This window comes from Arthrobacter sp. AK01 (assembly GCF_021109375.1).
Classification (GTDB): domain Bacteria; phylum Actinomycetota; class Actinomycetes; order Actinomycetales; family Micrococcaceae; genus Arthrobacter.
This window is the reverse complement of sequence record NZ_JAJOHP010000019.1, coordinates 16,771-36,657: the sequence shown is the minus strand read 5'-3', so window position 1 is coordinate 36,657 and position 19,887 is coordinate 16,771. Positions and strand designations below refer to the sequence as shown.

General features: G+C 63.4%; 14 protein-coding genes. 10 read left to right on the top strand and 4 right to left on the bottom strand.

The features are described from left to right. Positions 1–14 precede the first annotated feature (14 nt). The 3 genes from coaBC to LN996_RS08775 all read left to right on the top strand — a co-directional run bounded on the left by coaBC (position 15) and on the right by LN996_RS08775 (position 4,922). Positions 15–1,265 (top strand): bifunctional phosphopantothenoylcysteine decarboxylase/phosphopantothenate--cysteine ligase CoaBC, encoded by a 1,251-nt coding sequence (coaBC, locus tag LN996_RS08785; protein ID WP_231340016.1) that lies wholly within the window; start codon positions 15–17, stop codon positions 1,263–1,265. A 75-nt stretch (positions 1,266–1,340) separates the two neighbouring features. Continuing rightward, positions 1,341–2,570, top strand: coding sequence for a methionine adenosyltransferase (gene metK / locus LN996_RS08780; protein WP_231340015.1), 1,230 nt, complete (start codon positions 1,341–1,343; stop codon positions 2,568–2,570). Positions 2,571–2,822: 252 nt separating this feature from the next. Next, the gene (locus LN996_RS08775) at positions 2,823–4,922 is read left to right on the top strand and encodes a primosomal protein N' (protein WP_231340014.1); all 2,100 of its coding nucleotides are present in this window, start codon (positions 2,823–2,825) and stop codon (positions 4,920–4,922) included. Positions 4,923–4,930: 8 nt separating this feature from the next. Here LN996_RS08775 and LN996_RS08770 read toward each other — a convergent pair whose 3' ends face one another. The 4 genes from LN996_RS08770 to LN996_RS08755 are packed head-to-tail and all read right to left on the bottom strand — an operon-like array spanning position 4,931 to position 8,842. Then, the gene (locus LN996_RS08770) at positions 4,931–6,013 is read right to left on the bottom strand and encodes a glycosyltransferase family 1 protein (protein ID WP_231340013.1); all 1,083 of its coding nucleotides are present in this window, start codon (positions 6,011–6,013) and stop codon (positions 4,931–4,933) included. Beyond that, on the bottom strand, positions 6,010–6,954 hold the full coding sequence (locus LN996_RS08765) for an alpha/beta fold hydrolase (protein WP_231340012.1): 945 nt from the start codon (positions 6,952–6,954) through the stop codon (positions 6,010–6,012). The genes LN996_RS08770 and LN996_RS08765 overlap by 4 nt, the downstream gene beginning before the upstream one ends. Positions 6,955–6,963: 9 nt before the next feature. Further along, entirely contained in the window at positions 6,964–7,845 is an 882-nt protein-coding gene (locus tag LN996_RS08760) for an aldo/keto reductase (RefSeq protein WP_231340011.1), read from the bottom strand. Between the two features lie 34 nt (positions 7,846–7,879). Beyond that, on the bottom strand, positions 7,880–8,842 hold the full coding sequence (locus tag LN996_RS08755) for a sugar-binding transcriptional regulator (RefSeq protein ID WP_231340010.1): 963 nt from the start codon (positions 8,840–8,842) through the stop codon (positions 7,880–7,882). Between the two features lie 122 nt (positions 8,843–8,964). Between LN996_RS08755 and LN996_RS08750 the strand changes: the two genes are divergently transcribed. The 7 genes from LN996_RS08750 (at position 8,965) to LN996_RS08720 (ending at position 19,880) form a co-directional block, all read left to right on the top strand. Beyond that, complete coding sequence (locus tag LN996_RS08750) at positions 8,965–10,749, top strand: glycerol-3-phosphate dehydrogenase/oxidase (protein ID WP_231340009.1); 1,785 nt, start codon at positions 8,965–8,967, stop codon at positions 10,747–10,749. A 171-nt stretch (positions 10,750–10,920) separates the two neighbouring features. Then, complete coding sequence (locus tag LN996_RS08745; RefSeq protein WP_231340008.1) at positions 10,921–11,673, top strand: MIP/aquaporin family protein; 753 nt, start codon at positions 10,921–10,923, stop codon at positions 11,671–11,673. Positions 11,674–11,743: 70 nt separating this feature from the next. Continuing rightward, complete coding sequence (gene glpK, locus LN996_RS08740; RefSeq protein ID WP_231340007.1) at positions 11,744–13,258, top strand: glycerol kinase GlpK; 1,515 nt, start codon at positions 11,744–11,746, stop codon at positions 13,256–13,258. A gap of 291 nt (positions 13,259–13,549) precedes the next feature. Beyond that, complete coding sequence (gene leuS, locus LN996_RS08735; RefSeq protein WP_231340006.1) at positions 13,550–16,078, top strand: leucine--tRNA ligase; 2,529 nt, start codon at positions 13,550–13,552, stop codon at positions 16,076–16,078. 59 nt (positions 16,079–16,137) lie between these two features. Continuing rightward, entirely contained in the window at positions 16,138–17,121 is a 984-nt protein-coding gene (locus LN996_RS08730; RefSeq protein ID WP_231340005.1) for a DegV family protein, read from the top strand. 73 nt (positions 17,122–17,194) lie between these two features. Next, positions 17,195–18,019 (top strand): helix-hairpin-helix domain-containing protein, encoded by an 825-nt coding sequence (locus tag LN996_RS08725; protein WP_231340004.1) that lies wholly within the window; start codon positions 17,195–17,197, stop codon positions 18,017–18,019. Next, a complete protein-coding gene (locus LN996_RS08720) occupies positions 18,012–19,880 on the top strand; it encodes a ComEC/Rec2 family competence protein (protein WP_231340003.1) in 1,869 nt (622 codons plus the stop codon). The genes LN996_RS08725 and LN996_RS08720 overlap by 8 nt, the downstream gene beginning before the upstream one ends. Positions 19,881–19,887: the final 7 nt, after the last annotated feature.

The following is a 19,887-nucleotide window of genomic DNA, read 5'->3' as shown; positions in this document are numbered from 1 at the left end:
TTGACGGAGGTCACGTGCGCATAGTCCTCGGAGTCGGGGGAGGGATCGCAGCCTACAAGGTTGCATCGCTCCTCCGGCTTTTTACTGAAGCCGGTCACAAGGTGACGGTCATTCCCACCGAAGCTGCTACCCGGTTCGTCGGGGTGGCCACGTGGGAGGCCCTCTCCGGCAACCCGGTGAGCAACAGCGTCTTTGACGATGTCGAGAAAGTCAACCATGTCCGATTGGGTCATGAGGCTGACTTGATCGTGGTTGCCCCGGCCACGGCCGACCTTCTGGCCAAAGCAGCCACCGGACAAGCGGGCGACCTCCTCACCAACACACTCCTCATGGCCCACGGGCCGGTGCTCTTCGCTCCGGCGATGCATACGGAAATGTGGCAGCATGCCGCTACGCAGGCCAACGTGGAGACACTGCGCAGCCGCGGCGTGACCGTCCTTGAACCGGCGTCCGGGCGGCTCACGGGTTCCGACTCAGGTCCTGGCCGCCTGCCCGAACCCGAGGCGATCTTTGCCGCTGCCATGGCATTGGCTGAGGCTGCGAATGGTGCCACGGCTTCGCCTGCCGCGGCCAAGCCCCTTGCCGGCCGCATCGTGACGATCTCCGCCGGCGGAACCAGGGAGTCGCTGGATCCTGTCCGCTTCCTGGGAAATCGATCTTCCGGCAAACAGGGCGTTGCGTTGGCCGCTGCGGCCTTGGCTGCCGGTGCCTCCGTGCGCTTCCTCGCAGCGCATATGGACGTTGAGCCGCCTGCCGGCGTCGAGCTTGTCCGCGTTGAGTCAGCCTTGGAACTGAGGGAGGCGGCGCTGAAAGCGGCAGCGGATTCCGACGTCGTCATCATGGCGGCCGCCGTTGCCGATTTCCGTCCTGCGGAGGTCTCGGACACCAAGATCAAAAAGGTCGACGGCGAGGACGCACCTGTGGTGCGCCTGATCCGGAACCCGGACATCCTCCACGAGCTGGTTGAGCGGCGGAACGGTGAGGGCGGCCAGCAACTGATCGTCGGGTTTGCGGCTGAAACGGGCGACGCCCAAGGAGATGTCCTTGAACACGCCACGGCAAAGCTCAAGCGCAAGGGCTGCGACCTCCTGGTGGTCAATCAGGTGGGCATTGGCCGTGTTTTCGGCCAGGACGAGAATTCCGTGGTCATTCTGTCCGGTCACGGTGCCAAGCCACAATCGGCCGCCGGCTCCAAGTCCGACGTCGCGGCTGCCGTGGTTGACCGAGTTGGGGCCGAGCTCGAACGCGTCTTCCCGGCCTTGTAACCGGGCCCACCCCGAATTCTTAGCATAGGGACACACGGCAAATGCCGCCGTCCCGCAACCCAGTAAGGTGGTCGAGTGACTTTACCGCTGCACCATGAACCCCATGGCACCCCGTCCAAGCTCCGGCTCTTCACTTCCGAGTCGGTCACCGAAGGGCACCCGGACAAGATCTGCGACCAAATCAGCGACGCCATCCTGGACGCGCTGCTTGCCGCTGATCCTGAATCCCGCGTGGCCGTTGAGACCATGGCCACTACCGGCCTGGTGCATGTGGCTGGTGAGGTTACTACGGACGCCTACGTGGAGATTCCGCAGATTGTCCGCGAGACCATCCTTGGCATTGGCTACGACTCCTCGGCCAACGGCTTCGACGGCGCACGTTGTGGTGTCTCCGTGTCCATCGGGCAGCAGTCCAATGACATTGCAGGCGGCGTTTTCAACTCGTTGGAGGCCCGTGAAGGCCGCCAGGAAGACGATTACGACCTCCAGGGCGCCGGCGACCAGGGCATCATGTTCGGCTACGCCAGTGATGAGACCGCGTCGTACATGCCCACCCCCATCTGGCTCGCCCACCGCTTGTCGGAACGACTCACCGAAGTGCGTAAAAACGGCGAGCTGGCATACCTCCGCCCGGACGGCAAGACACAGGTCACGGTAGGGTACGACGGCGATCGCCCGGTTTCGGTTGAAACGGTGGTCATCTCCAGCCAGCATGCGGAAGAAGCGGGCCTTGAGCAGCTTCGGGCGGACCTCGCGAGCTACGTCATTGATCCCGTTCTGGCGGCGTCCAACCTCGATTTGTCCCGAACAGCCAACATCCTGAACCCGGCCGGAGCCTTCGTCATTGGTGGCCCGGTAGGCGACGCCGGCCTCACGGGTCGCAAGATCATCGTGGACACGTACGGTGGGTTCTCCCGGCACGGTGGCGGCGCGTTCTCCGGCAAGGATCCGTCCAAGGTTGACCGTTCGGCCGCCTACGCCATGCGGTGGGTTGCCAAGAACGTGGTGGCCGCCGGACTGGCCAAGCGCGCCGAGATCCAGATTGCCTACGCCATTGGCCAGGCCCGTCCTGTCGGAACGTATGTCGAGACCTTCGGCACGGAGACCGTGGACCCGGCCCGTATCAGCGAGGCCATCGATGAATTGTTCGACCTCCGTCCCCGCGCCATCATTGACGCACTGGACCTCAAGCGGCCCATCTACGCCAAGACGGCGGCCCACGGTCACTTCGGCCGCGACGAGCCCGACTTCACCTGGGAGCGCCTGGACAGGGTGGCTGACCTGAAGGAATACTTCAACGCCTGATTGCTGGTCCTTCCGGTCGATCCCATCGCTGATGTTGTTTTGTCGGTGGTTCGTGGTTGGCTGGAGCCAGAGAGATGCGCCCCCCGGGGGTTTTGCCCGGGGGGGCGCGAGGCGGGGGGGTTTTTGGGGGGGGGTGGGGGGGGGGGGGCCCCATTCGCCCCCCCCCCCGGGGTAAACCCCCGGGGGGGGCATCTCGCGTTGAAGGTGTGCGGTGGGTTACCGCTCGATGAGGATGAGGATGAGGTGAAAGGCATGGCAGGACGCGAGGCCCAGCCGTCGCTGCTCCAGCCCTCGTTGTTGCAAGGGTTTCCTGACCGTGCGCCGATCAACGGCCCACCCCTTGCTGCGGAGAATCCCGTGGCGCGCGTGGTGCTTGAGTCGTCGGTGCCCCATTTGGACAGGCCGTTCGACTACAGCGTGCCTGCCGAACTCTCCGACTCCGCCGTCCCAGGCGTCCGGGTGAAGGTCAAATTCAATGGCCAGGAACTCAACGGCTACATCATTGAGCGGCGTGCGGACTCGGATGCGGCCCACCCGCTGACGGCGCTCCATAAAGTGGTTTCTCCGGTGGCTGTCTTGACGCCGGCCGTTGCTGAGTTGGCCGGTACGGTTGCTGCCCGGTACGCCGGTACGCTCAGCGATGTTCTCCGGACGGCGGTTCCTCCCCGTGTTGCCAAGGTGGAGAAGGATTTACTTGCCGGGGGTTTGGCCGGCGACGTTGCGGATCTGAAGCCGTTCACGGATCCCTACACCTGGGCGGCGTACTCCAACGGAACGCAGTATTTGCAGCACCTTGCCAGCGGCGGTTCGCCCAAGGCTGTCCTCACGGCCCTCCAGGGATTCGGACCTGCGGGTTGGCCGGCTCTCATCGCCTCAGCAGTTGCAACAGTCCGTTCCTCAGGGCGGGGCGCCGTGGTGGTAGTGCCGGATTATCGGGATCTTGAGCAGTTGGAGGCCGCGCTGACCAAAGTCCTGCCGTCTTCGGACGTTGCACGACTCACCGCGGACGACGGCCAGACGCCCCGCTACAGGAACTTCCTGCGGCTTCTGAGTGGTGCGGCCGGGGTTGCCATCGGCACTCGTTCGGCTGCTTACGCGCCCGTCAAGGATCTTGGTCTCGTGGTGTGCTGGGATGACGGCGACGACCTCCACATCGAGCAGCGCGCCCCTTACGCCCACGCTCGGGAGATCCTGCTGCTGCGCGCCGAGCAGGAGGGGGCGGCATGCCTCATGGCCTCCCACAGCCGCAGTACTGAACTCCAACGCCTTGTCGAAATGCAGTGGGCAGTGCCTGTTGAGGCGCCGCGCACTACAGTCCGTTCCACGGTGCCAAGGGTCCTCAATACGGCGGACAGCTTCGAGCAGGAACGTGATCCGTTGGCACGTATCGCGCGCCTGCCCGGTGCTGCCTGGCGCGCTGCCAAGGAGGGTCTGGAACGTGGACCGGTTTTGGTGCAGGTGGCCCGTGCCGGCTACGCACCGTCCTTGGTTTGCGAGACGTGCCGTGAGCTTGCCCGCTGCAACGCCTGCCAAGGGCCCCTGGCAGCCTCCAGCAGCTCCGCCATACCCGCATGCCGTTGGTGCTCCACACCTGCTCCCCAATGGCGCTGCACGCATTGCAGTGCAACCAGGCTGCGCAAGGGCGCAACGGGTGTTCTGCGGACGGCCGAAGAGCTGGGGCGGGCCTTCCCGGGGAAGGCCGTGGTGACCTCTTCAGGTGAGCACATCAAGGCAACCGTGCCTGATGCTTCCGCCCTGGTAGTGGCCACGGTTGGAGCTGAGCCGGTGGCTCCCCAAGGCTATGCGGCCGCTTTGCTGTTGGACGGAAATTCGCTCCTCCGACGCGAGAACCTCAGGGCAGGGGAGGACACCGTCCGTCGTTGGTTCAATGCCGCCTCCCTCGTGAAGCCGGCCAACCAAGGCGGACTCGTGGTCATCACTGCGGACGATACCGCCGCCACGGGAGCACTCCTGCGGTGGGACGCCCCCGGCTATGCGTCGCGGGAGCTGGCCCTTCGGAAAGAACTGCAGTTGCCCCCTGCGGTCAGGGTGGCCTCAGTGACTGGTTCAAGGGCCGACGTCGGACACTTTGCAGATGCGTTCGAGGCCAGCGCTGTGCGTGCCGCGGGCACCAAGCTCCGCACTGCGGGGCCAGCTCCGGTGCAGCTGTTCTCCGGCGCATCCCAGGGGACCACCGGCGAGGCTGATGCGGACGTCCGGACGCTCTACTTCATTCCGTATGCTGATGCCGCGGAAACCACGCGGGCGCTGCGGGCCGTCCGGGCAGCCAACGCCGCGAAGCGCACGTCTGGTCCGGTACAGCTTCGCTTGGACGGGGTGGACGTCCTCTAGGCGAGGGACTAAGCCCTGCGCTTGCGGACCGCCACGACTTCCTCGGCGGCGGCAAGAAGTTGCCGCGCGGATTCGTCCCAGTTGAAGTCTGACGCGCGTTCCACAGACGTGCGGGAGCGCTGCTGCCAGAGGCCGTCGGTGCCCAGCGCGGTCACCGCTGCCGCGAACTCCGTCGGCGATTCCGGGTCTACGTAGCTCACGGCGTCGCCGCCCACCTCCCGGAAGATCGGGATATCGCTGGCTATTACCGGAGTACCCAAGGCCATCGCTTCCACCAGGGGCAGGCCGTATCCCTCTGCGCGGGAAAGGCTGATCAGCGCAGTTGCCCGGACAAGGAGTTCGTCGTACTCGGCGTCCGTGACACCATTGTGGAACTGTACTTTGGCTCCGTGCGGAACCAAAGCCTCCAATTCCGCCTTGCGCTGCGGGGTGATCCTGCTGAGGAGATGAAGGGTGTAGTCCGGCAGGCCTGCCATGCCCCGGATCATGGTTTCGACGTTCTTGTACGGCATGAACGAACCCATGTACAGCAAGGTTTTTTCGGCGCCTGCGGCGGGATCGCGCGGCGTCTGACCTGGTTGGGGAGCATTGCCGACAATCCGCACGGGCCGTTTGGTCAGTTTGTATTTGGCCATCAAAGCTTCAGTGGTGCGGCTGATGGTAGCCACCACGTCCGCCCGGTTCAGCAAGAGACGCTGCGGCCAGAAGGCCTTGTGGTAAAGCCTCCACAGCAGGCGCACGGGCGCAGGGAGGAAGCCCGGGGGAGTCGGGTGCTCGTAGTAGATGAGGTCGTGCAGGGTAAGAATCAGGCCGTAACGCCGCCCCAGGGTTCCCATGGTCTGCATGGGACACACCACAACATCTGCACCGAGGGGGTTAACACGCCGGGCCACGAACAACTCCAATGGGGACAAGGGGCTGTTGACCATCACATAGGGGACATCGGGCAACAGTGCGAGTTGGCGTTTGTCGCTGATCAGCATGGTGACATCCGCAATCTTGGATGTGGCGGCTATGAGGCTGGAACCGTAGCGGCTGATGCCATCGTGGTGGTCCGTCCTGGTAAAGCGGGCGTCGATGACAATTTTCACGCGGGATGTTCCTCCAGGAAGGTGCGGATGGCTGCTGCCGCCGGTACCGGCGTCTCATAGTGGATCAAATGTCCGACGCCGGGAATGACTTCCAGCGTGGCGTCCGGCAGGCGCTCCATGAGTTTGTGCTGGTTGGGAAGGGTGGCGATCTCGTCTTTTTCGCCGGCGACAAGGAGCACTGGAAGGGTTAGCTGCTCGGCAACCTCGGCCACGTGTCCGGAGACCGAGGCTTTGAAGGATTCCAGCAGGCTTTTCCGGTCCGCGAACGCGCTGAAGTAGGCATCGTGCTGTCCGTGGATGAAACGGCGCAGTTCCTTGTCCTTGGTTTTGGCCATCGTGATGCTCATGACCCGGACGATCGCCCGGTTGCGGAGGACTGCCAGTCCCAGGCGGCGGGGGAGCTTGGCTGACACCTGGTAGTACAGGACGGCAAGTTTGGTCATGATTCCCTTGGGACCTTCCAGTGCCGGTGCGGCAATGGGATTGATCAGGATCAGGGGATAGACAGCGCCTGGGTGCGAGGCGGCGAAGTGGCTGGCCACGATCGAACCAAAGGAGTGGCCCACTAACACAGTCCTGGGTCCCATCCCGAGGGCGGCCATGAAGCCGGTAATGAACCGGCCGTAGCGTTCAACACTGTGCTCGGCATCGACGAACGGCTCCGAGCTTCCGAAAGCCGGCAGGTCCGGCATGATGATGCGCATTTCCGGAAGCTGGTCCGCGACGCGCAGCAGCCCGTGGTGGTCTCCACGGAACCCATGAATGACCAGGATGGTGCGGGTAGCCGGGGTCACGGTCACTGGCTCGTAGGTCCAGTAGGCAACATTGCTGCCATCGACATCCACGTCCGAAGCGTGCGTGCGTCCCGTCAATGACTTGCTGAAGAATACGCTGGGGGCCTGCGCGTTGTCAGGCGAATGCGCGGTGTCCACTCTTTCCATGCGGTGGTCCTAATTCACGTTGTCCGGGTGCGACCCGGTCCGGTGGTGGCGTTCGAGTCCTGCGATGCCGTCCATGTCGGTGGCGTCCAATTCGAAGTCGAAGATGGCAGAGTTTTCCTTGATCCGTCCCGCAGAGCTCGCTTTGGGAATGACCAGGTTCCCCAGTTGAAGATGCCAGCGGAGAACGACCTGCGCCGGCGTCCTGTTGTACTGCTCCGCCAAAGCCACGATGGCGGGGTCAGCCAGGACCTGTCCGCGGCCGAGTGGGCTCCAGGCCTCCGTGGCGATTCCCAACTGGTCATGCAAAGTCCGCAACCGGGTCTGCTGAAGCCAGGGGTGCAACTCGACCTGGTTCACTGCTGGTACAACCTCGGCCTTCTGCATGAGTTCTTCAAGGTGCCCGGGCTGGAAGTTGGACACACCGATCGCCCGCACTTTGCCTTCCCGGTACAGGGTCTCCATTGCCTTGTATGTCTCCGCGAAGAGCCCCCGGCCCGCGCAAGGCCAGTGAATGAGGTAGAGGTCCACGTAGTCGAGGCCAAGGTTGGAGATGGAGGTGTCGAAAGCCCTGAGGGTGGCATCGTAGCCGTGGTCGTCGTTCCAGACTTTAGTGGTGACGAACAGGTCTTCGCGTGAGAGCGTGTGCACAGATTCCCCGGAACCGCCGGTGCCGTTGTTGGCTGCCGCCGCATCTCCGATTGCGCCGCCGATGCCCCGGCCCACGCCTACCTCGTTGCCGTACATGGCTGCTGTATCGAAGCGCCTGTACCCTTCGCCCAACGCGGTAGCTACCAGGGTGTCGGCGTCTTTGGGTGGAACCTTATAGAGGCCAAATCCCAGGCGTTCCATCTGTACGCCGTTGTTCAATGTCAGCCGGGCTGGGGATCTCATAGCAACGACTCTACCCATTCCCTGCACGAATGCCTCAGGCATGGCCGTTGAAACTGACCAGTCGTCGGGCGGAAGCTTCGTCCAGGATGAGGTCCGTGGCCAACCCTGCCGCCAGTGCCCCCTGGAGGCCATTGATCTTTGAGGCCCCGGACACGACGCAAATCCGGCGCCTGACCTGACGGAGTTGTTCGTGGCTGGGGCCGGTCGACCGCTGGTTGAGGGTGATGCCGTCCGAGGACCCATCACTGCGGAAGAAGACGGTGGCGACGTCGCCCACCACGTCGTCGGCAGCCAGCACGGTGAGGTCGTGTTCATCGAGGTAACCTCCGGCATACACGTGGCTCGGGTAGTCCGAATCGACCGATCCGACGCCGAATATTGCGATGCTCATGCGGTCCTGCAAATCCAGGATGCGTTGAACGCTGCGCTCATTCCACATCGCCGTCTTGGTGGATGCGTGGTCGAAAAACGCCGGAACGGGGAACTGCTCCACCCGCGCGCCATACGCACTGCCGAAGCGACGCATGATGTCGCTGGCGTAGGTAATGCCGGTGGTTTGCATGTTTCCTGCACCGTTGAGTTGGACCACGATGCTGTCGTGGGTCACCTTGCGGGTGAGGTGGCGGCTGACGGCGCTAAGCGTCGCCCCCCACGCCACCCCGATGATTGCATTCGAGTCCACCAAAGGTCCGATTGTTCGCGCTGCCTGCATGGCCACCCGGTCCAAGGTCTCTGCTTCGTTGAGGGTATCGAGGACCGGAACCACGTGGACATCGACGCCGTACTGGCTCCGGATCTGGCTTTCCAGTTCCGGTCCGGTGTCGAACGGGCTCCGAATCTGGACCTGGACCAAGCCTGTTTCCCGGGCTGAGGACAGCAGCCGGGACACCGTGGATCGGGAGGTCCGCAACTCGCGGGCTATCGCATCCATGGTCAGGTCCTGCAGGTAATACATCTGTGCAGCCCGGAGCGCATCCGAGTGACGTGATCGTGCCATCTCATTTCCTTACTGCACGTTTGTGCAAATAGCTTGACTCCATTTTCCACCTTCGCAAGATTAGTGGTGAACGGTGCAGCAGCGAGTGGCGCGGCGCACGAACCAAGCCCAAGGGAGCAGTTTTGGGACACAACAGGATTTCCGGTACCTCACAGCACGCACAGCAGCGCGACTCCGTCGTTGCCCTGCAGGAGCGGCCCTCGGCCAAGGTACTCATCATCGGCGGTGGCATCAATGGTGTTGGGACATTCCGCGACCTCGCCCTGCAGGGCGTCGACGTCGCGCTTGTTGAGCGAGGTGACTACTGCCAAGGCGCCAGCGGCGCCTCGTCCCACATGATCCACGGAGGCATCCGCTACCTTGAAAACGGCGAATTCCGTCTGGTCCAGGAATCAGTGGTTGAGCGCAACCGGCTCCTGCGCATCGCACCGCACTACGTCAAGCCTCTTCAGACCACCATCCCGATCTACAGCACGTTCTCCGGCATCCTCTCCGCGCCCATGCGCTTCCTTACACACAAGCAGGGCAAGCCCAAGGAGCGGGGCGCTTTCCTTATCAAGGTTGGCTTGAGCCTGTACGACTTCTTCTCCCGTGACGGCGGCAGCGTTCCGCGCCACCAGTTCCGTGGCCGGACCAAGGCCCTTGCCGAGCTTCCCAAACTGAACTCCGGTATCAAGTACGCAGCAACATACTTCGATGCCTCTGTTCACAACCCGGAACGCCTGACCCTGGACGTCTTGCAGGATGGCGAGAAGGCCGGACGTGGCGGCGGACTTCCGGGAGGAAGCGCCCGCGCCAGCAACTACGTCTCCCTCGTGTCCATGGGCCCCGACGGAGTACTGCTACGCGATGAACTGACCGGCAAGGAATTTGAGTTCCAGGCAGATGTCGTCGTCAACACCACCGGCGCCTGGGTGGACCTCACCAACCAGGCCATGGGCGCCGTCAGCAAGTTCATGGGCGGTACCAAGGGATCCCACATCGTCCTGGACCACCCGGAACTCCTCGCTGCCTGCAACGGTAGGGAAATCTTCTTTGAACACACCGACGGCCGCATCGTCCTGATCTACCCCATGGGCGACCGCGTGTTGGTCGGAACCACGGACGTGGACGCCGACATGTCCGAAGACGCAGTGTGCACGGACGAAGAGATCGACTACTTCTTCGACCTCGTGGGACATGTGTTCCCCACCATCAAGGTTGGGCGCGAGCAGATCGTCTATAGCTTTGCCGGTGTCCGCCCGTTGCCGCGCCACGACGAAACCCAGCCCGGTTTCGTCTCACGTGACTACCGCATCGAACGCAGCGTCCGCACCGGCAGCGACGCCGTCACAACGCCAGGCGGTAAGGCCGCCGTCGTACTCAGCCTGGTGGGCGGCAAGTGGACCACGTTCCGCGCGCTGGCCGAACACATGACCAACGACGTCCTCCGCGAACTCGGCATGGAACGCAAAGTCTCGACGGCGAAACTCGCCATCGGCGGTGGCGCTGGCTTCCCGTCCACCGAGCAGGGAGAACAGGAATGGATCAAGAAGCACATGGGGCCGGGCCTCGACGCTGACCGCGTAGCCGTCCTGCTGACCCGGTACGGAACACGCGCAGACGCTGTCATCGAGTACCTCAATGCCGGACATGACGCGCCGCTGCGTTCCACTCGCGAACTGAGTCTCCGTGAGCTGGCGTTCATGGCCGAGCACGAGCAGATCGGTCACTTGGTGGATGTCCTCATCCGCAGGACATCGCTGGCCTTCCGTGGCCTGGTTACCGGCGAGTTGCTCAACGAAATCGCCGCGGCGTTGGCAGAGCCGCTGGGGTGGGACGCTGCTGCCCGCGAAGCGGAAATCCGCCACGCCCAGGAAGTACTGCAGCGATTCCACAAGGTTGACGTGCACAGTCTCGTAGCCTGACACCAAGCAGCGGAAAACAGCTTGACCGTCCCAGCGTGCGGTAGGGACGGAATGGGGTAGGTGGGCCCGCCAGGGGACCACCACACCGGGACGGTTCCGGAGACAACGGAACCGTCCCAACAGCCTCTTCACCCGCGAGGGGGCTGACAACAGAAAAATGAGGAGTCAAAGATGTCTCTTGGAATTGTTTTCCTTTCCGAAGTATTCGGAACCATGATGCTGACCCTGCTGGGTTGTGGCGTCGTGGCAAACGTTGCGCTCAAAGGCACCAAGGGCAACAACGGTGGATTCTTGATGGTGACGTGGGGCTGGGGTATTGCGGTCTTCGCGGGCGTTTTCGTGGCCGCAAAGTCCGGTGCGCACCTGAACCCGGCTGTCACCCTGGGTTTGCTGGTCAAAGGTAGCGATGAGTACGCGAAGGACGTTGCGGTGACCTTCGCCTCGACGCTCACGTACTTCGGCGGCGAACTGCTCGGCGCCTTCCTGGGTGCCGTTGTCTGCTGGCTCGCTTACAAGCAGCACTTCGATGAGGAGCCCCTGGCAGCGAATAAGCTGGGCACCTTCTCCACCGGCCCCGCCATCCGTTCCACCCCGTGGAACCTCATCACCGAAATCATCGGCACGTTCGTCCTGGTCTTCGTCATCCTGACCTTCGGCGGCACCCCTTCCGGCCTCGGCCCGCTGGCAGTTGCCTTGCTGGTTGTCGGTATCGGTGTATCCCTCGGTGGCCCCACCGGCTACGCCATCAACCCTGCACGTGACCTCGGCCCGCGCATCGCACACGCCGTCCTCCCCATCAAGGGCAAGGGCTCCAGCGACTGGGCCTACTCCTGGATCCCGGTCGTGGGACCGCTGGTTGGCGGCGCCCTCGCAGGCCTCGTGGCCATCTGGGTTCCGGACATCATGCCTGCAATCGCCGGCTAGTTCTGCACCTACCCACCCGCACACCATAAACACCCGAACGTAGACAATAACTTCAGACAAGGACGTCACCATGAACCAATACGTCATCGCCATCGATCAGGGCACCACCAGCTCCCGCGCCATCGTGTTCGACCACTCGGGCAACATCGTCTCCACCGGCCAGATGGAACACGAGCAAATCTTCCCTCAGGCTGGATGGGTAGAGCACAATCCCGCCGAAATCTGGAACAACACGCGCGAGGTCATCGCCTCAGCCCTGTCCAAGGCGAACCTGACCCGGCACGACATCGCCGCCGTCGGCATTACAAACCAGCGCGAAACTGCTGTTGTCTGGGACAAGAACACCGGCGAGGCTGTCTACAACGCCATCGTCTGGCAGGACACCCGCACCCAGCCGATCGTCGATGAACTGGCCAAGGACGGTGGGCTCGAACGCTTCAAACAGAAGGTCGGCCTGCCGCTGGCCACCTACTTCTCCGGCACCAAGATCAAATGGATCCTGGACAACGTCGAAGGAGCCCGCGAGCGTGCGGAAGCCGGCGACCTCTTGTTCGGCAACACCGATGCCTGGGTTCTGTGGAACCTGACCGGCGGCGTGGACGGCGGCGTGCACGTCACGGATGTCACCAACGCTTCCCGCACCCTCTTCATGGACCTCGAGACGCTGCAGTGGGACCAGGGAATCCTGGATGTCTTTGGAGTCCCGGCCTCGATGATGCCGGCCATCAAGTCCTCCTCCGAGGTCTACGGCCAGGTCCACACGTCCCAGTTGCTTCGCGAAACCCCGGTAGCAGGCATTCTGGGCGACCAGCAGGCCGCAACCTTCGGCCAGGCGGCGTTCCAAGCCGGCGAGGCCAAGAATACCTACGGCACCGGCTGCTTCCTGATCTTCAATACGGGCGAGGACATTGTTCACTCGAAGAACGGACTCCTCACCACCCTCGGATACAAGCTGGGCGATGCCAAACCGCACTACGCCCTTGAAGGTTCCATCGCCGTCACGGGCTCGTTGATCCAGTGGCTCCGCGACAACCTGGGCATGATCAGTTCCGCCCCGGAGGTAGAGGAACTGGCCGCAGCAGTGGAGGACAACGGTGGCGTGTACATCGTCCCCGCCTTCTCCGGACTGTTCGCACCATACTGGCGGGCAGATGCACGCGGCGCGATTGTTGGCCTCACGCGTTTCGCCAACAAGGGACACATCGCCCGTGCAGCGCTGGAGGCCACGGCCTTCCAGACCCGCGAGGTACTCGACGCCGTCAACGCCGACTCGGGTGTTCCCCTCACCGAGTTGAAGGTCGACGGCGGCATGGTGGCCAACGAGGCACTCATGCAATTCCAGGCAGACATCCTGGGCGTACCTGTTGTCCGCCCGAAGGTCGTCGAAACCACGGCACTCGGGGCTGCTTACGCCGCTGGCCTGGCGGTCGGATTCTGGAAGGACCTCGGTGAACTGAGCGCCAACTGGAACGAAGACAAGCGCTGGGAACCGCAGATGCCCGCTGAAGAGCAGGAGCGCCAACTGCGTCTCTGGAAGAAGGCAGTGACAAAGTCCATGGATTGGGTCGACGAGGACGTTAAGTAGTCTTCTCTTGACACAGGTTCCGGGGACTCCCGCCCGCCCGCTTCGCGGTGCCCACCACGCCATGGCGGGGAGTCCCCGGAACCTCTTGCCGCATACGGACGTCTTACACCAAGCCCATGGGTTTGGTGGGGTAAGGTATTGGTATGCGTGCGATCCTTCTGCTTAGCTAGCCGCTCGGCTTCAATAGCCGTGCGGCCGCCCCTCCATAGTTGAGGGGCTTTTGTGTGTCCGGGGGTATCCGGGACCGCAGCAGGAGGCAAAACCGCCATCGAAGAACAGAAGAGGGCAGCAGTGAGCGTTCAGCCGGAGACAGAGACCGGAACAGCACAAACAGCCGCAGCCGAAGCGCCCGAAGAAGGCGTCTACAGCTTCGCTGCGATGGAAGCCAAGTGGCCGCAGGTCTGGGAAGACCTCAAAGTCTTCACGCCCGCCGACGACGGCTCGCGGGAACGCCGCTATGTGCTGGACATGTTCCCCTACCCTTCGGGCGACCTTCACATGGGCCACGCCGAGGCCTTCGCCATGGGCGATGTCGTGGCACGCTACCTGCGCCAAAAGGGCTTCGATGTACTGCACCCCATCGGTTGGGACTCCTTCGGCCTGCCAGCCGAGAACGCTGCCATCAAGCGCAACGCACACCCCAGCGAGTGGACTTACGCGAACATCGACACCCAGGCGGCGTCCTTCAAGCGATATGCCATCTCTGCCGACTGGTCGCGCCGCCTCCACACCTCTGACCCCGAGTACTACCGGTGGACCCAGTGGTTGTTCAAGCGCTTCTACGAGCGTGGCCTGGCATACCGTAAGGATTCGCCCGTCAACTGGTGCCCCAAGGACCTCACGGTGCTGGCCAACGAGCAGGTCGTCAATGGTGCTTGTGAGCGCTGCGGCACGCCTGTCACCAAGAAGTCACTGAACCAGTGGTACTTCAAGATCACCGACTACGCCGACCGTCTGCTTGAGGACATGGACCAGTTGCAGGGTCACTGGCCCGAGCGCGTCCTCGCCATGCAACGCAACTGGATCGGCCGCTCCGAAGGTGCCCACGTGCGTTTCGTCATCGAAGCCACCGAGGACCGCGCCGAGCGTGAAGTCACCGTATTCACCACCCGTCCGGACACCCTCTACGGCGCAACGTTCTTCGTTGTCGCAGCAGATGCACATTTGGCGCTGGACCTGGTCACGCCGGGACAGCATGACGAACTCATGGCCTACCGTGAGAAGGTCAAGGCCCTGTCCGAAATCGAGCGGCAGTCCACCGAACGCGAGAAGACCGGCGTCTTCACCGGCCGTTACGCCATCAACCCGCTCAACGGCGAAAAGCTCCCCGTGTGGGCTGCTGACTACGTGCTGGCCGACTACGGCACGGGAGCCATCATGGCCGTGCCCGCGCATGACCAGCGCGACCTCGACTTCGCCAAGGCATTCGGCCTGCCCGTCCGGGCGGTGTTGGAAACCGGTGCCGAGGACCCTGCAGAGACGGGCGTAGCCACTGCCGGCGAAGGCACTCTCAAGAACTCCGGCGAGCTGGACGGGCTGTCCAAGTCCGAAGGAATTCCGGCCGCCATTGAAATTCTTGAGAAGCTCGGAACCGGCGAGAAGTTCGTGAACTTCCGGCTGCGCGACTGGCTCTTGAGCCGCCAGCGCTTCTGGGGCACACCCATCCCGATCATCCACTGCGGTGAATGCGGCGAAGTGCCCGTCCCCGATGACCAGTTGCCCGTCAGGCTGCCCGACAACCTGCGCGGTGAGGCTTTGTCTCCGAAGGGGACCTCTCCGCTGGCCGCCGCCGTCGAATGGGTCAACGTTGAGTGCCCCAACTGTGGCCGCGCAGCCCAGCGCGACACGGACACCATGGACACCTTCGTGGATTCCTCCTGGTACTTCCTGCGCTTCGTCTCGCCCGAGTACACCGAAGGCCCGTTCGATCCCGAAAAGATCAACAACTGGATGCCGGTGGGTCAGTACGTTGGCGGCGTTGAACACGCCATCCTGCACCTGCTCTACGCACGCTTCTTCACCAAGGTCATCAAGGACATTGGCCTGATCGAAGCCAATGAGCCGTTCTCCGCGCTGCTCAACCAAGGCCAGGTGCTCAACGGCGGCAAGGCCATGAGCAAATCACTGGGCAACGGTGTGGACCTCGGCGAGCAGCTGGACAAGTTTGGCGTCGACGCCGTCCGTCTCACCATGGTCTTCGCCTCCCCGCCGGAGGACGACGTCGACTGGGCGGATGTTTCGCCGTCGGGTTCGGCCAAGTTCCTGGCCCGTGCTTGGCGGCTCGGCCAGGACGTCAGCAGCGAGCCGGGTGCAGACCCGGCTACCGGTGACCGCGCCCTGCGCACCGTGACCCACAAGACCGTCGCCGACGCCGCTGACCTCCTTGACAACAACAAGTTCAACGTCGTGGTCGCCCGACTGATGGAACTGGTCAACGCCACCCGTAAGACCATCGATTCGGGTGCAGGTGCCGCAGATCCGGCTGTACGGGAAGCGGTGGAGGCCGTTGCGGTCATCCTGAGCCTGTTCGCTCCCTACACCGCGGAAGACCTCTGGAACACCTTGGGTCACCCCGCTTCCGTGGCCAACGCCGGCTGGCCGAAGCACGACGAAGCGCTGCTGGTGCAGGACACCGTCACTGCCGTGGTGCAGGTCCAGGGCAAGGTTCGCGATCGCTTGGATGTCTCGCCCGACATCACGGAAGACGAGTTGCGCGAACTCGCGCTTGCCTCGGAAAACGTCCAGCGTGCGCTGGACGGACGCGGCATCCGCACCGTGATCGTACGGGCACCTAAACTGGTGAACATCGTCCCTGCCTAGCAGGGATTGTGCGGCCGCCGGCACTGTGCCGGCGGCCAGCCATCATCTTTGGAGGTTGCGTGCCTGAGCGAGAACCACCCGCATGGATATGGCTCAAGGAAAGAGTGGCGCGCCTCAGGCAACCCACTGCCCCGGTTACATCCGTTGTCGAGCCGCTGGCCGCCGTCGTCAAGACAGCAGTCGTCACCGATTCAGCAGCTGCACTGCCGCCTGACTGGGTGTCGGCCTTTACCGCCGACGGACGCCTTGCAGTTGTTCCCATGCCCGTCATGGTCGGGAACGAAATCTACGGCGAGGGCGAAGACGACATCACCCAAACGTTGTCGCTGGCTCTCGCTTCCGGTGCTTCGGTGAAAACGTCGCGGCCATCGCCCGGGCAGTTTGAACAGGCGTATCTCGCTGCCCAGCGCCACGGCTTCGAGTCCGTGGTCTCCATTCACATTTCTTCCGAGCTCTCCGGAACGGCTGATGCCGCGAGGCTTGCCGCTGCCCGCGTCAGCATCCCGGTTGAGGTCATCGACTCGCGCACGGTCGGTATGGCACAGGGCATGGGTGTCCAAAGCGCTGTGGTGGCCGCCGCCGACGGGCAGGAGGCAGCAGAAGTTCGCGGCTTCGCCGAGAGGCGTATGGAGCGTACCAGGGTCTACTTCTACGTGCCCAGCCTCGAGCAGCTCCGGCGGGGTGGGCGCATCGGTGCGGCAGCGTCGTTGTTGGGGACAGTCCTCGCCATCAAGCCCATCCTGGCGGTCGACGGCGGCAGGATCGTTCCGCTGGAGAAGGTCCGATCCGCCGTGCGTGCCGTGGCCCGCTTGGAGGAGATCGTGGCCGCGGACGTAGCGTCCCGCCCGGCCGGACAGCAAAGGTTGGCAGTTCACCACTTTGGCAACCAGTTGGAGGCCGAAGCCTTGGCTGCCCGCCTGAACGAAATGTGCCCCGACTGTCCCGCGCCCCAAATCAGCGCGCTCCCGGCCGTCCTGGCGGCACATGCTGGCTTGGGCGTTCTTGCTGTCATCGTGGGGGAGAGCAGCACGCCAACAGACTGACCCTTGGGTCGTCTTATCCACATAAGGCACCGCGTCCCCTTCGTGGCAGCGGCGGCAGCCATAGGCTCGTTGTATGCCACGCCTGAGCCGGGATACCTCCCCAGATGCCGCAGCGCAGGCAGTCCGGCAACGCTTTGCCTCGCGAATGGCAGGGGACACCCAGACCTCGCCGCTCCTGGAGTTGCCAGCGGAAGATCCGCCCGGCTCAGCTGGCCATGAAGAACCCGGCGCCCACGTTCGAAGTGTCCGGCTTCGGTGGCGGACTCCCTGGCGGGTGGCGGTACTCCTGGCTGTCGTAGCGGCGGGTCTCATTGTGTGGCACTTGTGGCAGTCTTCCCTGGGCCAGCCAACATCAGAACCGTTGGATTCGTCGACGTCGGTTGGTCCGGAAGCGCCGGATCCGTCAGAATCGCCGGAGCCAGCGGGATCGGAGGCTCAAGGGAGCCTCCTGGTTCATGTTGCAGGGGCCGTTAAGAAGCCCGGCGTTATTTCCCTTCCGCTGGGTAGCCGCGTCTTTCAGGCCATAGATGCCGCCGGGGGTGCAGCCACCAACGCTGAACTCGGCGGTTTGAATCTTGCGGAGGTGCTCAACGACGGGGTCAAAATCGTCGTTCCGGTCGTAGGAGAGGCGCCGCAGCCGGCCCCGTCCGCGCTTGCCGGCAGTGGCGCTGCTACCGGCAACTCGAGTGGAGGTTCAACGAAGGTCAATCTCAACACAGCCTCCCTGGAAGAGTTGGGGACTTTGCCTCGGGTGGGGCCCGTAACTGCCCAGCGAATTCTCGACTGGAGGAAAGAGCACGGAGCTTTCGCATCGGTGGACGAACTTGATGCCATTGACGGGATAGGGCCCAAGCTCATGGAGTCGCTCAAGGACCTTGTGACGGTGCAGGGTGGCTGAATCCCTGGGTGGTCCGGAATCGGGAAAGCGCATTGACCTGAGGCTCGTTCCTGTTGTGATGGTGACGTGGTCCGTAGCGCTGGCGGGTGGCTTCATAGGTGCATCCTGGTCTGCAGCTTTGGCGGGTGCACTGACCGTGATGGGCGGAGTGTTCCTGGTGTTGGGGCGCCGCCAAAGGCCGTCCGGAGTACGGGGCAGAACTCTGTTCGCGACCCTCGCTCTTGCCTGCGTTCTGGGAGCCGCTGTGGCGGTGCACTGCGGGGTCTCGGCCGGCAACCGTGAGAATGGGCCACTAGCCCCGGCGGTGGCCGCCGATGATGGGGTTGTGATCCATGTACTCATTACTGGCAGCCCCACAGCGGCGCGTTCACCGGGGCATTCACATGACGACAGATGGATGGTGAATGCGAGCCTGATTGATCTCAGGTCCGAGGGAAGCGTGGTGCGAGGATCTGCCGACATCGTCATCACAGGCGGCGACGGATGGCAGAATGTCCGGCCAGGGCAAAGGATCAGGACAACCGGTGCGCTCAAACAGGTGAGGGAGGGGCAATCGGAAGCTGCCCTTCTGAACGCGTCCTCTGGTCCCGTCGTTACGGGCTCTGGGTTCGATGTCCGACAAACCGCGGCCGACATGCGAAAAGGGTTTGTAGCCGCTGCACAGTGGCTCCCCGAGGACTCGGCCGGGTTGCTTCCGGGAATGGTGACAGGCGACACCAGTGCGCTCCCGGAAAGTCTGGAAACCGCAATGAAGACCACGGGCATGACACATCTAACCGCCGTTTCGGGCGCCAATTGCAGCCTGATCCTGGGTGGCTTCATTTTGTTGGCGCGTTGCTTCCGGCTGGTACGCCCGGCCGCCGGGGCGTTCGCTGCGTGCGGTCTGTTGTCGTTCGTCGTGATGGTTGGGCCGGACCCGAGTGTCTTGCGGGCTGCGGTCATGGGAGCTGTGGGCTTGGCTGCCCTTACGGGCGGATTACGGGGCCGGTCCTTGACTTTCCTCTGCCTCGCCACGACGATTCTGCTGTTGCTGGACCCGGCCATGGCAGCCAACGTGGGGTTTCTCTTGTCGGTTCTGGCTACGCTCGGGATTGTGCTGCTTGCCACCCGTATTGCGTCGTGGATTCCGTTGTGGGTACCACGGTGGTTGGCTGCCGGAATTGCGGTGCCTTTGTCGGCGCAGTTGTTGTGCGGGCCGGTGATTGTGGCACTTCAGCCTCAGTTCACGCCGTATGCCCTGATCGCCAACGTGGCGGCGGGTCCTTTGGTGGCGCCGGTGACTATTTTTGGGACGATCGCTGCGCCGCTGGCCACGGTCCTGCCCTGGCTGGCGGTGGTGCCGATCGCCGTTGCGGGGACCTGCGCGGGGATGGTTGCGGGGCTGGCACGGTTCTTTGCCGGTTTGCCTGGAGCTGCTTTGCCCTGGGCTGAGGGGCCGATCGGAATGATGGCTATGGTGCTCTCATCGGTCGTGACTGTGCTGGTCGTCTGGGCGGCGCTGCATCCTGCGGCTGTGAAGCGGCACGTCATGGGCCTGCACGGTGTTGTGACGGTGCTCCTGGAGCGCGGTCAGCGCGTCGAATTGGTACTCGGGCATCATCGAGTGCAACACTCCGAACAGATGCTGTCCATCAGCAGACTCTCACGAGGAACCGACTCCCTTGACGCGCAATGCTTCGCTGTGCCGTCGTCGGTGACGACCTGCACGTTAAGGCATCGTTCCGGGTCAACCTCATGGCACCGATCAGACCAGCATAGTCAGAGGCTAGCCGCCGCGCATAGAGCAGCCGCCATCCTCACAAGGATTGCGAAACGTATGAGGAACGACCAGCGCAGCTCAGACCAATTCCTACAGCAATAGTCCAGGC